Raw genomic sequence first — 16,875 nt, 5'->3', positions numbered from 1 at the left:
CAAATCGCCCTCTGCCAATTTAAGATATTAATGATTACATAGTGACCAAATTGGGTTTTACAGGGATCATAGAAGATTATTTGATGCTTCATGTTGATCAACAAATCGCGCTCGACAATTATTTGAAAGTTAACGGCAGAACCTTTGAGAACATAGAGCTTGTAAAGTGGTCAGGGGTATTTTTAAAGCTCCATCGATTAATATCGGTGGGGCTTTTTGTTTTCTATCCGCTCACCTCTATATTGTTCATGTACAAAATTTTGCCAATTCAGTTCCAATATTAATTTATCGGCCGTTTTTTATTTTAACATCAACCATAAAATCGAACTATTTATAAACCATTTCATAATATAAAATAGAAATCAGCTTAACACTGCAATTACAATTTTGCATCATTAAAAATCAGAGACTAATCATAATGAAACTTGTATCAACAACTGCCTAAAGTGCAAATGCTCATACAAGCTTCATAGCCTATTAAAAGAAAACAAATGATGAAAAATTTACTAGTTGCAGTGATGCTGTTATTGTGTTTTGCTAACAATTTGGCAATTGCACAAACAACCCAGGCCTCCATCTCCGGTATCGTAACGGATGACCAAAAGAAACCCATTCCTGGCGTTTCTATTCAAATTAGAAACAATTCTACTGGTTTTACCACCAGAACATCAACCAATGCCCAGGGAGAATATACTTTTAAAGAACTTCCATTAGGTGGGCCTTATACCGTTAAAGCGGTTTATGTTGGTTTTGGCGACCAAAATAGAAATGGTTACATGCTAAATCTTGGAGATGTGGTAAAGGTTAATATTTCTATGCAAGAGGCTTCACAAAACTTAGAAGCGGTACAGGTTGTGGCATCAGGACTAAGAAATAAGGTTCAAAATTTTGGCGCTTCAACCGAGATTTCAGCCAAAACCATGAATCAATTACCTGTAAACGGGCGTAATTTCTCCAATTTAATGGATTTATCTCCTTTAAGTCGTGGCGGAAATATTTCGGGTCAGTTAGGTTCATCCACCAACTATACTATTGATGGTATGAATGCTAAAAATCCAACCTCTGCCGGAAGCACAACCAGCCGCAGCGGTGCGCCCTATTCTATTTCCATCGAGGCCGTTCGTGAATTTAAAGTGGTAACCAACCAGTACGATGTTACGTTAGGCAGAGCAGGTGGTGGTACGGTAACTGCGGTAACAAAATCAGGAACAAACACAGTAAGCGGTAGTGCCTTCACATACGGCCGGGCAGATTGGTTATCGTCTCCTTACGACATCAGAGGCGTGAAACGCGATAATGATTTCTCTACTTACCAATATGGCTTCACTTTAGGTGGGCCGATCATTAAAGATAAATTACACTATTTTGTGGGATGGGATCATCAAAGAGATGCCCGTCCGTTAATTATTGCAGATGTTAATGGCCCTGAAGATGAAGCACGATTTAGAATTACAAACAGCACCTTACAAGAGTTTTTAGATATAGCCCGTACAAAATACGGTGTTGCTAATACCGACCAATACGGCACATTCGATAAAAAACGTGGATCGGATGCCGCATTTGCTCGTTTAGATTGGCAAATTGATGAAAAAAACTTACTAACCATTCGCGATAATTACACAAACGATAGAAATCCACTTGGTTTAGCTGACAATACTGCAATTAACTTTTTTGAAAGTTATGGTACAGATAAAAATGTTGACAACAGTTTATTGGCAACATTACGTTCAACCATTAATAGTAAAATGACAAATGAATTAAAAGTTCAACATTTATACACTTACCAGGCAAGTACACAAAACAGTGAATTGAATGGTCCCATTCCGAGAGCGATTGTTTTCGATGTGCCTTCTACACTTTCAACAGGAACCAGGATAGGAACAAACGTCCAAATCGGCGGACACCGTTTTGGGCAGGAAGGATTTACCAATAACGTATTCCAACTGGTAGATAATTTTTACTACAATACCGATAAGATAAAATACACTTTTGGGATAGATGTAATGTATACCCATGCAAAATCACTTTATGGTAGTGAAGTAAATGGTCGTTTTGAGTTTCGAAATACAGGCACAATTAGCTCTCTGCAAAACTTTAGTAATCTAATCGCAGATAAATATTATCGTGAAGTACCTTTGGTTGCCGATCCAACGGTAAAAGCCGGCATCTGGAATACAGCAATTTATGGTCAGATGCAAACCAACTTAGCAAAAGGTTTAGAATTTGTTGGAGGTTTACGAGTTGATTATAGTGCATATCCTAAATCGCCGCTAAACCAACAACTATTTGATGCTATTGGTGTAAGGACCGACCATGAATTAAAACAATTTTTGGTTCAACCAAGAATTCAATTCAATTGGGACATCAATGAAAACAGAACTGATTTTGTACGTTTTGGAGCAGGTATTTTCGGATCTGACATCAACAACTACATGACCATCAATAACCTTACTTTTGATGGTAAACATTTCGCAACGGTTGATGTGGTTGCTCCCAACGTGCCTATTCCCGATTTTATTGGCTATAGAAATGGCAGCGTAATGGCCCCTTCAATTGCGTCACAACAAGTACCAACCATAAACACCTATGCCGAGGATGCTAAAGTTCCTGTGGTTTATAAGGCCAACTTATCCTACAGTAAATTAATTACCGATAAATTTAAAGTGGGCATTACGGGTTATGCTACGCTAGGTCGCAACAACTACATGTATATCGACAGAAACATGGTTGCTAATCCATTTTTTACTTTAGCCAACGAAGACAATCGTGGAGTGTTTGTACCTACTGTAGCGGCTAGTAACGGATCTGCAGATTGGAAATTAGGCCGTTTAACTGATCAGTTTGGGCGTGTATTGGAGATGAACAGCAAAGGTAAAGTAAATCAGTTTGCCGTTGTATTGGATGCTACCTGGAATTATTTCAAAGATGGAGAGATTTCAGCAAGTTATACTTACAATGATGCAAAAGATAATACCTCATATAATGGTAACGTGGCGAATACAGCAACACTATCTTTACCAGTAAAAGATGATCCGAGAGATTTAAGCAAAATGTCTTATTCAGATGGTCAGTTTCGTAATAAAGTGGTTATTTATGGTACATTACCAACCTTTTATGGCGTAAGTATTGGTGTGCGTTATTCAGGAATCGGTGGTACACGCTACAGTTTATTAGCAGGCGGAAATATCAATGGAGATTTTGTTGCCACAAATGATCTGGCTTTTATTTTTGACAGGAATAATTCAAATGTACCAGCAAATGTACGCACCGGATTACAAGCTTTATTAGATAATTCGGAAGCCAGCCAGAGTTTAAAAGATTACATTAACAAATATTCTGGTCAAATTGCAGAACGTAATGGCGGTATAAACAGCTTCTTTGGCATTGTCGATTTAAGGATAGCTAAGAAATTTAAACTTTACAAAACCCATAATATCGAAATTTCAGGAGATATTTTCAACTTCGCTAATTTGTTAAACAAGAAATGGGGCGTAAACGAAACATTAGGAACACAAGCTTTATATGCGGTTACAGGATTTGACAATGCTGCAAAAGCATACTCATATCGTGTTAATAACACCGGGGTTGTTAACCCTTCAGGTAATCCTTATCAATTCCAAATTGGTTTGAGATACGGTTTTTAGTCATCAGAAGATACGCTGTATCTTTCCAAAAAGTCATAAAAAGAGGGAATGGATTTTTATCCGTTCCCTTTTTTTATGTTTGCATGAACAAACAACAAAACTTTCATGGGATTATTATTAAATTACCTGAAAAGCCACAAATGGATTGTGGCACTGGCATTATTGCTTGCAGGTGTAAATATTGGTTTTTCACTTTTAGATCCATATATAACTGGCAGAATTTTAGATCGTTTCATCAACAAAAAAGATACTTTAACCTATAGCCAATATCTTTGGGGCTCGCTGGGATTGATTGGTTTAGCCATTGGCGCCGCAATGGTTTCAAGAATTGCCAAAAACTTTCAGGATTATTTTACAAGTGTGATTGTACAAAAAGTTGGAGCGAAAATGTACGCTGATGGATTGCAACATTCTTTGAAATTGCCCTACCAGGTTTTCGAAGATCAGCGTAGTGGAGAAACTTTAGGAATTTTACAGAAAGTACGGTTAGATTCTGAAAAGTTCATCACTGCATTTATCAGTATTCTTTTTGTAAGCCTGATCGGAATGATTTTCGTTATCGTTTATTCAGTTTCGGTAAGCTACAAGGTAACTTTGGTTTACTTTTCTGCTATTCCAATCATTAGCTTTGTGAGCTGGTTTTTGAGCCGTAAAATTAAAACCATTCAACGTTCTATTGTTGGAGAAACTACAGCGCTGGCAGGCTCTACAACTGAATCTTTAAGAAATATTGAGTTGGTAAAAAGTTTAGGCCTGGCCGATCAGGAAATCGACCGGTTAAACAAAACAACTTACAAGATTCTTGGCCTGGAACTTAAAAAAGTGAAATACGTTCGGAGCATGAGCTTTGTTCAGGGTACAACCGTAAATTTGGTTCGTAGTACCATGGTACTCGTTTTGCTGCTGCTTATTTTTGACAATACCATTTCTGCCGGGCAGTATTTTTCATTCCTTTTCTACTCGTTTTTCCTTTTTGGCCCTTTACAGGAATTGGGCAATGTAATTTTAACCTGGCGTGAGGCAGAGGTTTCTTTAGGCAACTTCAAAAAGATTTTGAACACGCCAATTGATAAAAAACCGGAAAATCCGATTTCGATTCAAAAAATTAAAGATTTAGCTTTCAGTAATGTTGGTTTTAAGCATCAAACTGCTAACAGAAATGCCTTAGAAAACATATCCTTCAAAACTCATAATGGACAAACCATTGCTTTTGTTGGTCCTTCAGGATCAGGAAAAACAACCTTAGTTAAGTTGCTGGTTGGTTTATATCAACCAAAAGAGGGAGAGATTTTATATAATGGAACGCCAAGTAACAACATTGATTTGGATGCCTTACGCGAAAAAATTGGTTTCGTTACGCAGGATACTCAACTTTTTTCGGGAACAATCAGAGAGAATCTGCTCTTTGTAAACCCAACTGCAACCGATGAAGAATGCTATAAAGTCTTAAATCAAGCGGCTTGTCAAACTTTGTTAGCACGGGCAGATAAAGGTTTAGATTCATTAATTGGAGAAGGGGGTGTTAAGGTTTCTGGTGGAGAAAAACAACGCTTGTCAATTGCAAGAGCATTACTTCGTCAACCAGATATTTTAGTTTTTGATGAAGCGACATCATCTTTGGATTCAATTACCGAAGAAGAAATTACCAAAACCATTCGTTCGGTTTCTAACTTAACAGATCACATTACCATATTAATTGCCCATCGCTTATCAACCATAAAACATGCAGATGTGATTTACGTTTTAGAAAAAGGCCATATCATTGAACACGGTAAACATGAAGAATTAATTGCACAAAATGGTTTGTATCAGGCCATGTGGCGCCAACAAATTGGCGAAACAATTGTTGAAGTTTAAGAAAACTAAAAAAACTTCGTCATGTTAGTAGCACAAATTGAAAGCAATCAAATCGGAATTATTATCATTCTCGCCGCCATACTTTGGCTGGCACTTATTTTAACTGCTTTGTACCACATATCGAGAAACCGGTCAATGAGTTTCTCGGTAAAGGTGCTTTGGTTTATTATTATACTTTTTGCACCATTTCTGGGCTCCATCATTTATCTGGTGTGGGGTAAAAACCGTAAATTTTAATGGATGTTTATTGTGGTTATCAAAACTTTAATGGCATAGGCACTTAGCAAGAAAGATGCTGACCACTAAGTAGCTACAAGACCACAAAACACTAACTCTTCTTGTAAAATAAATTCGATACAACGAGGCAGCCATACGAAAATTTTTATAAAAGCTAATAATTAGGCCGCTTTTGTAGTTTGTTCATTAATATCCTGCAAACTCAGTTTGGTTAATGATTTTGTTTTAATCCAGGTAATAAATGCGATTCCAATCGTCATGCTTCCTCCAAATACAACAGCAGGAACCAATCGCATGTATTTTGCTGTTAAACCGGATTCAAACTCGCCGATTTCATTTGAAGAGCCAATAAACATACTATTTACTGCTGATACCCGTCCACGCATCTCATCAGGAGTTAATAACTGCATAATGGTTTGACGGATAATTACACTTACACTGTCGAAAGAGCCTTCCAGAAATAAAAAGAATAGCGTTAGATAAAAGTTTTTAGACAACCCATAACAAATGATGCTTAAACCAAAACCGGTAACGGCAATCAATAAATTTCTCCAGGGTTTTCCCATAGGCGAAAAGCGGGTCATGGCTAACATGGTAATTACCGCACCTGATGATGCCGCTCCACGCATCATTCCCAAACCAAAAGACCCGAGATGAAACACATCTTTCGCAAAAATGGGCAATAAGGCAACTGCGCCTCCAAAGAACACAGAGAACAAATCCAGGCTCATAGCCCAAACCATCATTTTGGTTTTAAAAACAAACTGGATTCCTTCTTTTAAACTATGGAAAATATTTTGGGTAGGTGCATAAGTTGCGTGGTGTTTTTTGAACGTAAAAATGCAAATGAGCGATATGGAAACCAAAAACACAATTACACTGTAAGCGGCAGTGATTCCCCAAAGCCAGTTAACCAGGCCACCTAATAACGGACCAATAATAGTGGCCAATTGCCAGCTGCTGCTATTCCAGGTACTTGAATTTGGATAGAGTTCTTTCGGTACAATTTTGGCCATTAAAGAAAAAGTTGCCGGCCCAAAAAATCCCCTCGCCAGGCCAATACAAAAAACCAGACCATACATGATCAGTACAATCAGATCTTCTTTTAGGTGCAGGTATTTACTTGTAATGATCAGCATTAAGACCGATGCTAACCAAACACCTGAAAAAATCTTGATCAACAATCCACGTTTTTCGCTCTTATCCGCAATATAACCACCATAAAGTGCAATTCCAATTGCTGGAATGGCTTCACATAAACCCACTAATCCTAATTTTAGTGGATCATGGGTTAAATCATAAATATGATAGCCGATCACGACGGCCTGCATTTGATAGGCCAGTGTAAAAAAGAAGCGCATGCCTAAAAAAGATCTGAACTCTTTGTACCGCAAGGCTGCGAATGGATCTTGTTTAATGATTATGGAATTGGGGTCTGAATCTGCCACAGGAAAAATATTTTTGCAAAACTAAGATTTGAAAAATTAATATCGCCATGGAATTAGATTCGCATTAGAAACGTTACCAAGAAATGATATTAAGAAATTTTATCAAAAGATATTCCACGTTCTAATTTTTGAAGATGAGCTTTTAACATTACATTTTCAGGCTTACTTAGCTGAGGATCATTCTCAAAAAGTTCAATTACCGTATTCCTGGCTTCTGATAAGATGATTTGATCTTTAGCCAAATCAGCAAGTTTTAAATCTAAAACACCACTCTGCTGTGTTCCGGTAATATCTCCCGGACCGCGAAGTTGCAAATCAATCTCTGAAATTTCGAAGCCATTATTGGTTCTTACCATGGTTTCCAGACGAACCTTACCTTCCTTACTGAGTTTATTTCCACTCATTAAGATACAGAAAGATTGTTCTGCACCACGCCCAACTCTTCCGCGTAACTGATGCAGTTGTGAAAGTCCAAATCGTTCAGCGTTTTCGATGACCATTACCGATGCATTAGGCACATTTACCCCTACCTCAATTACCGTTGTTGCTACCATGATTTGGCTTTTGCCATCAATAAATTGTTGCATCTCAAATTGTTTATCGGTATTGGCCATTTGACCATGCACAATACTAATTTGATAATCAGGACGGGGAAACTGATAACTTAATTGCTCTATGCCAGCTTCCAGATGTAAAAGATCTAATTTTTCACTTTCTTTTATCAGTGGATAAACAATGTAAACCTGCCGGCCTTTGGCAATTTCTTGCTTCATAAAACCGAACATACGCAAGCGCTGTCCTTCAAAAAGATGCCTTGTTTCAATTGGTTTTCTTCCGGCAGGAAGTTCATCAATGATCGAAACATCAAGATCACCATATAAAGTCATGGCTAAAGTACGCGGAATTGGTGTGGCAGTCATTACCAAAATATGTGGGGGAATAATGTTTTTTCTCCAAAGCTTAGCTCTTTGTTCAACGCCAAAACGGTGTTGTTCGTCAATTACAACCAAGCCTAAATTCTTGAACTGGACTTTATCTTCAATTAAAGCATGTGTACCGATCAGAATATCAATTTCGCCATTCTCCAATTGCGCATGTAAAGTGGTTCTATCCTTCTTTTTAGTATTTCCTGTAAGGATGGCAACTTTAACCAAATCATCAGTTACTAATTCTTTGATCGAAGCACAATGTTGTCGGGCCAAAATTTCAGTCGGAGCCATCATACAAGCCTGATAGCCGTTGTCATTTGCCAAAAGCATACTCATGAGTGCTACCGCCGTTTTGCCGCTCCCTACGTCGCCCTGAACAAGCCTGTTCATTTGAACTCCTCGTTGAGTATCAATTCTTATTTCTTTAATGACCCGCTTTTGTGCATTGGTTAGTTCGAATGGTAAAAATTCTTTGTAAAACCTGTTAACCTTATCCCCTACTTTTTCAAAGGTTACTCCTTTAAATTTTAATTGCCTTAATTGCTTATTATGCAGCAACTGAAGTTGAATAAAAAAAAGTTCTTCAAACTTTAACCGTCTTTCTGCGGCATTTAAATCTTTTTGATTTTTAGGAAAATGAATATTCAACAAGGCCATTCTTTTATCTGGCAGCTGATATTTATCGATAATGTATTGCGGCAAGTTTTCAGCAACCTGCTGAACAACCAAATCCAGTAGTCCAGCGATTAAGCGTTGCAATCCTTTAGAATCTAAATTGAATTTCTTCAGTTTCTCTGTTGAATTATAAACGGGCTGCAGGGTCAGATTCCCTCTGCCAACAGGTCTGTTTTGATACAATTCCATCTCTGGGTGTGAGATGCTAAATGTTCCGTTAAAAAGTGTTGGTTTTCCGAATGCTACATAGGCTGTGCCAACTGTAATGTGATCATCAACCCATTTTAAACTTTGGAACCACACCAACTCCATGATTCCGGTTTCATCTTTAAAAACCGCAATGATTCGTTTAGTTCTTTTATCACCAATAACCTTCTTATTTATTACCCGGCCTATGATTTGAATATATTGTGAATCGGGATTGATCTGATTGATCTTAAAATACTTTGTACGATCAATGTAGCGAAAAGGATAGTGTGCAAGTAAATCCTGATACGTAAAAAGCCCAAGGTCTTTTTTCAAAACATCGGCACGGCTCGGACCAACGCCTTTCAAAAACTCAATAGGTGTATCTAATACCTGATTTAACAAAATATCTACGCTTTCTTGTAAATAACACTTCTGATCAATTGCGCATTAAAAATAAAAATCGATAACAGCAAAAGCAAATAAGCAAATAACTGATGTAAATCTATTTCTTCTTTAAAGTAGAAAAATGCAACTGTAAAAGCAACTATTGGATTGAGATAAATTAAAATCCCTAAAGCTGAGGATGGCATTCCAAGTAAAGCATAAGAGTTTAAAAACAAAGGAATGATGGTAAAAACAACAGCAATTAAAAATATATGCGACCAGAAAAAAGTTTCAGTAGGAAAGGGATTGGAACTGAATAAATACATTGGCAACATCATTAATCCAGATAAAATAAGCTGAACGCCTAAGAAATTGAATTTGTCAAGATCCTTAATTACTTTCAACACAATAACATAAATAGCATAAAAAGAGGCAATTAAAATTGCCCAGAGCACTTCATGCAAAGAGCCGGTTGCCAGTAAAAGAATACTAATAAAAGCTAAAATTATAGCAACTACTTTAGCTTTGGTTAATTGCTCTCTTAAAATGATGAAACCACATAACGCCGTAATTAAAGGGCAAACCATATAAGCGAATGCCGCTGCTTTTAAGCTTACACTATTTACGGCATAAATATAAGTGAACCAATTTCCGGTAATTAGAAATGCGGAAAGGATTGTAAGTAATAATAATCTGATCTTCTTATTGGCACTCAATGATTGAAGAAAAAGCAGGTCATTCTTAAGTGCATCTTTTCTGAAAAAAAGTATGATTGCCCAAACCATCAAAATGGAAACAAATATCCTATAATATAAAATCTCCTGAGGAGGAAAGCCTTTTATATTACGCAAAGGGATAGACATTGTTCCCCAAATGATATAAGGAATAATCCCTGCTATGAAATATTTGCTTTTGCTGCCTGTCAAAATTAACTTACAACGGCGATTACAGAAATTTCTACATTAACATTTTTAGGTAATACTGACACCTGAACGGTTTCGCGGGCAGGAAAATCAGCGGTAAAGTATTGGCCATATATTTCGTTTACCTGACTAAATGTACCCATGTCACTTAAAAAGATAGTTGATTTAACAACATTATCGAAACTTAAACCTGCCTCCAGTAATACAGCTTTAAGATTACGCATAACCTGATGGGTTTCCTCTTCAATGTTTCCAATATTTAATTCGCCATTTTCAGGATTAATGGCTACTTGTCCTGACACAAATAAAAAGTTTCCTGCCTGCACAGCCTGGCTGTATGGACCGATTGGCGCCGGAGCATTTGTAGTGGTAATGATTTGTTTCATAATAATTAAGATTTTATCGAGTAAGCCATTGAATAAGCTTGTAGATGATACCTGCCAGAAAAATGGTTATCGCCAATGCATTGATGAAATGCATAATTTTTATATTAATATTATTTGGCCGGTTTTGGTCTTTTTTTCTGAAGAAGTACATTATACAAACTTAGCTAAAAAGCTTTAGACCGAAAATTAAATGCATAAAAAAAGGTTCCGATTTGCATCGGAACCTTTTTTAAAATTTTATATTGAAATACTAGTTTCTAGTAGTTTCAACACGACGATTTTGGATACGACCTTCTTCAGTATCGTTAGAAGCGATTGGATTAGCTTCACCAAAACCTTTAGTAGCAACTTGACTAGCGTTAACGCCTGAGTTTACTAAGTAAGTTTTAACAGAGTTAGCTCTGTCTTTAGATAATCTTAAGTTATATGCAGCAGTACCTTCGCTAGAAGCATAACCGTTTACAGTTACTTTACCACCGTTTTCACGTAACACTGAAGATAATTTATCTAAAGTTGGGTAAGACTCAGTTTTTAATACAGAAGAGTTGAAATCGAACCCGATTCTTTCGAAACCAGTTACATCACCACTTGCAGCAGGAGTTTCAAATTTAGGAAGAGGACAACCTGAACCATCAACAGCTGTACCAGCAGGAGTACCTGGGCATTTATCGAATTGATCAGCAACACCGTCACCATCAGTATCTTTTTTCAAATCTTCAACAGATTTTTCTACGTTAGATACACGATTTTTCAATGCTTCAACTTCAGCACGTAAAGTTGGATCTTTTAACTCATCGTACATAGTAGCTAATGGATTAGACCACTCTAAGCTTGGTTTTGCAGAAGAACCTAAAGAGAACTCTAAACCAGCATAACCGTAAGAGAATTTATCTTTAGTAGTGCCTTTAGCATAAACTCCATCAAAGTTATCAGCATCAACAAAGTTCATGGTATAACCTAAGTTAAAGTTAACACGCTCAGAAACTTTGAATTTAATACCAGCACCAACTGGAATGTAAAAACCTTTTACGTAATCTTTAGCTTCATGTTTGTCGCCAATTGGACCAGTAGCGTTACCTTTCCAATCAATTACAGTACCGTTAGCCTGAGTGGTTTTTGGAGCATAAGCTAAATAACCAGCACCTGCTGTTAAGAAGAAACCTACAGAATTCTCACGACGTAAGAAATCAATAGAACCAACATTAACAACACCACGTAAATCTACAGCATATTGTAATTGAGTTTCAAAATCTCTTACAGTTGAACCAGCACCTGATAAAGCCTGATCGTTAGATCCTGAAACTTTACCACGTACACCAGCTAATTCTAATGCGAAAGAATGGCCTAATTGTTTACGGATATTCAAACCGTAACCTAAGTTAACATCCCATTTGTTGAAGTCGTTAGAACCGCCAATAGCAACAACTGGAGCTAAAACACCACCATTGACACCAATTGACCAAGTTCTGTACTGTCCTCTTCCACCAAATACCTTGGTAGAAGAAGTAGTTGCAGGCTCATCTTGAGCGACAGCAAGAGTAGCAACTCCTGTTAATGCCACTAAAGAAAGTGCAACACTTTTCTTTAAAGTAGAATAATTCATAATCTTTTTTCTTTTTTAAGGGTTAAACAATTTAATTGATTAATTTTTTAGTAAAGGCAAAATTAAACAAAATTTTAAATTTTCAAACTTTTATACAAACTCCGTTCCAAACTTCACTCTAATTAATCATTTTCTTACATTTGGCCATTAGCCCGTTAAAAATATAATAATCATGAAATATCCACAAATTGATCAAAATCTTTTCATCTTAAACAGAAAAAACTTTAATAAACAACTAAAAAACAACTCATTAGCTATATTTAATGCCAGTGATGAGTTCCCTAGAAGTGGTGACCAAAATTTTATCTTCAAGCAAAATCCAGACTTATTTTATTTATCAGGAATTGATCAGGAACAAACAATATTATTATTATATCCCGATTGTCCTAATCCATTATACAGAGAAGTCCTGTTTTTAAGACAGACGAATGATTACATTAAGGTTTGGGAAGGATATAAATACACCAAAGAACAAGCAAAAGCTGCTTCAGGCATAGAAAATATTTATTGGTTAGAAGATTTTGACAACATTTTGCACAGTATTGTTCATTATGCAGATAATATTTATTTAAACACAAATGAAAACGACAGATATGCTCATACTGTTCCGTATCGCGATGTTCGCTTTATAGAACAAATGCGTTCAAAATACCCGTTACATCATTATGAACGTTCTGCACCGATTATGCGTGGCTTAAGAGCTGTAAAATCAGATGTTGAAATTGATTTAACCAAAAAAGCTTGTGCGATTACTCGTGATGCCTTCTTAAGAGTACTAAAATTTACCAAACCAGGTATTAAAGAATACGAAATTGAAGCTGAGATTATTCATGAGTTTATTAAACAAGGGGGTACTGGTCATGCTTACACGCCTATCATCGCTTCAGGATATAATGCGAATATTCTTCATTACAATGATAATAACCAGGAATGTAAGGATGGCGATGTAATACTCTTCGATTTTGGTGCAGAATATGCAAATTACAATGCAGACATGAGTCGCTCTATTCCTGTAAACGGCCGTTTTACTCCACGGCAAAAAGAGGTATATAATGCTGTTTTGCATGTAATGAGAGAAGCAACAAAATTAATTGTGGCAGGAACAGTGTGGAATACTTACCACGAAGAGGTGGGAGAAATTATGACGGAACAATTAATTAAGCTTGGGCTATTATCTTCAAACGACGTTAAAAACCAAAATAAAAACTGGCCTGCTTACAAAAAATACTTTATGCATGGCACATCCCACCATTTGGGGATTGATGTCCACGATTTTGCGGGAAGATATACCCCATTTGCTGAAGGCAACATCCTAACTGTTGAGCCAGGCATTTATATTCCGGAAGAAGGGTTGGGAATTCGCTTAGAGAACAACATCTTAATTACAGCAAATGGAAATATCGATTTAATGGCTGATATTCCTGTGGAAGCCGACGAAATTGAGAATATTATGAACAGCTAAATAAGTCAGGGGCCGGGAGACCGGAGTCGGAAGCTTGGGTCTTTTCTAGATAATGATTGATATGGTTACCCGATTTGCAGGGAGTTAACCTAGCCATGAACAATCAGCTATTGATCAGCAATTAACAGTTAACCAATTTAAACCATTAACCAGTTAACCTTTGTCAACAAATTCTTCAGCAAATCGATAAACATTAAAATCATCTTTTAACAAGGCTGCCTGAATATTTTCTCGCAGCCTTTTTTTATCTATATCCATCATTTTATGATTCTGGATAATTCTCCAGGCCTTTTCTGCAAAAAGAAATTCTTTACGTTGATTTGTAATTTCAAGTGGTTTCGAAATCCATTTACACAATTCATCTATCCCAATATCTTTATCGGCTACGGTTTTTAAAATTGGGATGGGTTTAATTCCTTGATGAACAATCTTTTTAAGGTTATTAACAAAAGTATCTGCTCCTTCCCGATCCGCTTTATTGACTACAAAACAGTCGGCAATTTCCATAAGTCCTGATTTGATGTTCTGAACTTCATCACCAGATTCAGGAACCAACACAACAATTGTTTTATCAGCAAGGCCGGCAATTTCCACTTCTGATTGACCCACACCGACGGTTTCAATTAAAATCACATCAAAGTTCGAGGCTTTTAAAACATCAACCATTTCAATGGTTTTAGCAGAAATACCACCCAAAGCACCTCTTGTAGCCAGTGAACGAATGAAAACATTTGGATTATTGAAATGTCCGGACATTCTGATTCGATCGCCAAGTAAGGAGCCGAAATTAAAAGGAGAAGTGGGATCAACAGCCAGTATGGCAACCCGCTTATTATCGGCAGTAAAATGTTTCGTAATTGCATTTACCAATGTGCTTTTCCCTGCACCGGGAGGTCCGGTAATTCCAACAACTAGTTTCGTAAAGTCACTATCCAGATTTTTCAAAATTAAATCTGCAGGTGCAATATCGTTCTCCACAAGCGTAAGCGCTCTGGCCAAAACTCTGTAATTGCCTTGTTTAACTTCACTTAAAATGGATAGATGGGTATTCATCAATAAAACTATCTTTGTACAAATAAACAGATTTATTTTTTAATCGTCGTTGCAGGGCAGGAATGAAGCGAGCCGAGGCAATCTATACAGATATATGAAAGTTACCGGGTTTACCTTTTTAAGAAACGCAGTTGTAAACGATTACCCAGCTAAAGAGGCCATTCTTTCTGTTCTTCCGTTATGTGATGATTTTGTAGTGGCACTCGGCAATTCTTCTGATGAAACAGCTGAGTTAGTGAAAAGCATTAACCCAGAAAAAATCAGAATAATAGATACCATTTGGGATGAATCCATCCGCGAAGGCGGGCAAGTTTTTGCCGATGAAACCAATAAAGCACTTGCGGCCATTTCAAGCGATACCGATTGGATGATTTATATTCAAGGCGATGAGGCCATTCATGAAGATTATCTTCCTTTGATCAAGATAGAAATGGAAACGGAGCTTAAAAACGATGATGTTGAAGCACTCCTGTTAAAATATAAACACTTTTATGCTTCTTATGATTACTTGGCAGAATCGAGAAGATGGTACAGAAGAGAGGTTAGAATTTTAAAAAACTTGCCTGGAATACACTCCTATCGTGATGCACAAGGATTCAGAATCAATGACCGGAAGCTTAAAGTGAAATTAATCGACGCCTATATATATCACTATGGTTGGGTTAAACCGCCACAAGGTTTACAGGGAAAAGTGCGAAACTTCAATCAGTTTTATCAAACCGAAGAGTGGATAGAAGAAAATTATCCGGTTCAGGAAACTTTCGATATGCATAATGCAGATCGGCTGGTTCATTTTAAGGGCACTCATCCGAAGGTAATGGCTCCAAGAATTGCTGCGGCAAATTGGAAATTCGAAAAGGATTTAACCAAAGAAACACCAAAAATGAATTTCCGTAGAAGAGTGCTTCAAAAAATTGAAGACTTAACAGGCCTGCGTTTATTTGAGTATCGAAACTATAAAATTGTAAAATAGATGCAAAAGAGCCTTTCTATTGTTATTCCTAACTATAATGGCAAGCATCTATTGGAAAAATATTTGCCTTCTGTTTTTATAGCAGCTCAAAATGCCAATACGGAATTTGAGATAATCGTCATTGACGATGGATCAAAAGATGATAGTATTGATTTTATAAAGCAACACTATCCTAATGTTAAATTACTCATTAATGATAAAAACAGAGGGTTTTCTTATACCTGCAATTATGGTATTAAAGAATCAAAATACGAATTGATTTTATTATTGAACTCTGATGTTAAATTAGATCCTGATTATTTTGCATCTCAATGGAAGTATTTTGAACGCGAAGATACCTTTGGTGTAATGGCCAGGATTATGAGTTTTGATGAAAGCCGAATTGAAGACGCAGCCCGCTTGCTATATTATTCTGGTTGCCGAATCAAAGCGAACAAGTTTTACTACAGCGAAAACCCTACAGATGAAAATGTTTATACGGCTTACCTTTCCGGGGCAAATGCTTTGGTAGACGCTAAAAAACTCAAAGAATTGGGCGGATTTGATGAAATTTATTCTCCTTTCTCATCAGAGGATTTCGATCTAAGCCTACGTGCCTGGCAACTCGGTTGGAAATGTTACTATGAACATCAATCTTTTTGTTTCCACCATGTAAGCGGAAGTACAAAAACGCAAATCAAATCCAATTTCATCAAGAAAATATATTATAGAAACAGGTACATCCTACAGGGCATTCATCTGAATGGAACCAGAAGAGTATTATATCCCTTGCAGCAGATATTCACAGAACTGATCCCAAAGCTACTAACCGGAAAAACCTGGGTTTGGGATAGCTATAAAGATTATTTAAATCATAAAGACCGGATTAACGAAAGCAAGAAAAGGCTGGATCTGTTAAAGACAAAGTACAATTCCAATCGCAACATAGGTGATGTAATAACGGTTATTAATCAATCGCTTACCCACAAGAAAATTAAACGATTGTAATTTTAAACCTCACGGATTTTGAAAAGCCGCTAGGTTTATTTGAAAAGCTTACCTTTGTTGAGTTTTTAATTAGTTTTTTTGGAGGTGTTCTTAATACATCATCCTTCACATATATTCCATTTTTT

At 36.8% G+C, this 16,875-nt stretch carries 13 protein-coding genes; 6 read left to right on the top strand and 7 right to left on the bottom strand.

Translation table 11 applies throughout. The features are described 5' to 3' along the window. The first annotated feature begins 491 nt into the window (after window positions 1–491). The 3 genes from DU508_RS19890 (at window position 492) to DU508_RS19880 (ending at window position 5,738) form a co-directional block, all read left to right on the top strand. Window positions 492–3,644 (top strand): TonB-dependent receptor, encoded by a 3,153-nt coding sequence (locus DU508_RS19890; RefSeq protein WP_233509687.1) that lies wholly within the window; start codon window positions 492–494, stop codon window positions 3,642–3,644. 105 nt (window positions 3,645–3,749) lie between these two features. Then, window positions 3,750–5,501 (top strand): ABC transporter ATP-binding protein, encoded by a 1,752-nt coding sequence (locus tag DU508_RS19885; protein WP_115404522.1) that lies wholly within the window; start codon window positions 3,750–3,752, stop codon window positions 5,499–5,501. Window positions 5,502–5,522: 21 nt separating this feature from the next. Next, window positions 5,523–5,738 (top strand): PLDc N-terminal domain-containing protein, encoded by a 216-nt coding sequence (locus DU508_RS19880; protein WP_115404521.1) that lies wholly within the window; start codon window positions 5,523–5,525, stop codon window positions 5,736–5,738. Window positions 5,739–5,899: 161 nt separating this feature from the next. Here DU508_RS19880 and DU508_RS19875 read toward each other — a convergent pair whose 3' ends face one another. From DU508_RS19875 to DU508_RS19855, 6 genes are all read right to left on the bottom strand, one after another. After that, window positions 5,900–7,186, bottom strand: a complete 1,287-nt coding sequence (locus DU508_RS19875) for an MFS transporter (RefSeq protein WP_233509686.1) — start codon at window positions 7,184–7,186, stop codon at window positions 5,900–5,902. 89 nt (window positions 7,187–7,275) lie between these two features. Then, complete coding sequence (gene recG / locus DU508_RS19870; RefSeq protein ID WP_115404519.1) at window positions 7,276–9,381, bottom strand: ATP-dependent DNA helicase RecG; 2,106 nt, start codon at window positions 9,379–9,381, stop codon at window positions 7,276–7,278. A 5-nt stretch (window positions 9,382–9,386) separates the two neighbouring features. Beyond that, complete coding sequence (locus DU508_RS19865) at window positions 9,387–10,289, bottom strand: EamA family transporter (RefSeq protein WP_115404518.1); 903 nt, start codon at window positions 10,287–10,289, stop codon at window positions 9,387–9,389. Window positions 10,290–10,291: 2 nt separating this feature from the next. Further along, window positions 10,292–10,672, bottom strand: coding sequence for a RidA family protein (locus DU508_RS19860; protein ID WP_115404517.1), 381 nt, complete (start codon window positions 10,670–10,672; stop codon window positions 10,292–10,294). Window positions 10,673–10,685: 13 nt separating this feature from the next. After that, window positions 10,686–10,823, bottom strand: a complete 138-nt coding sequence (locus DU508_RS24270; protein ID WP_317047855.1) for a DUF6728 family protein — start codon at window positions 10,821–10,823, stop codon at window positions 10,686–10,688. 99 nt (window positions 10,824–10,922) lie between these two features. Continuing rightward, window positions 10,923–12,275, bottom strand: a complete 1,353-nt coding sequence (locus tag DU508_RS19855) for an OmpA family protein (RefSeq protein ID WP_115404516.1) — start codon at window positions 12,273–12,275, stop codon at window positions 10,923–10,925. A gap of 172 nt (window positions 12,276–12,447) precedes the next feature. Between DU508_RS19855 and DU508_RS19850 the strand changes: the two genes are divergently transcribed. After that, on the top strand, window positions 12,448–13,737 hold the full coding sequence (locus DU508_RS19850; RefSeq protein ID WP_115404515.1) for an aminopeptidase P family protein: 1,290 nt from the start codon (window positions 12,448–12,450) through the stop codon (window positions 13,735–13,737). Window positions 13,738–13,890: 153 nt separating this feature from the next. On the opposite strand, the gene meaB is transcribed toward DU508_RS19850, so the two are convergent. Further along, window positions 13,891–14,790: a methylmalonyl Co-A mutase-associated GTPase MeaB gene (meaB, locus tag DU508_RS19845; protein WP_115404514.1), complete on the bottom strand. Its 900-nt coding sequence runs from the start codon at window positions 14,788–14,790 to the stop codon at window positions 13,891–13,893. A 94-nt stretch (window positions 14,791–14,884) separates the two neighbouring features. On the opposite strand from meaB, the gene DU508_RS19840 reads away from it, so the two are divergent. Then, window positions 14,885–15,763, top strand: coding sequence for a glycosyltransferase family protein (locus DU508_RS19840; RefSeq protein WP_115404601.1), 879 nt, complete (start codon window positions 14,885–14,887; stop codon window positions 15,761–15,763). Beyond that, window positions 15,764–16,750 carry a glycosyltransferase family 2 protein gene (locus DU508_RS19835; protein ID WP_115404513.1) on the top strand — a complete coding sequence of 329 codons (987 nt, stop codon included), beginning with the start codon at window positions 15,764–15,766 and terminating at the stop codon, window positions 16,748–16,750. It begins immediately after the preceding gene. Window positions 16,751–16,875 lie beyond the last annotated feature (125 nt).

It is taken from the genome of Pedobacter chinensis (genome assembly GCF_003339865.1).
GTDB classification, from domain to species: Bacteria; Bacteroidota; Bacteroidia; order Sphingobacteriales; family Sphingobacteriaceae; genus Pedobacter; species Pedobacter chinensis.
This window is presented reverse-complemented; position numbering and strand designations above follow the sequence as displayed.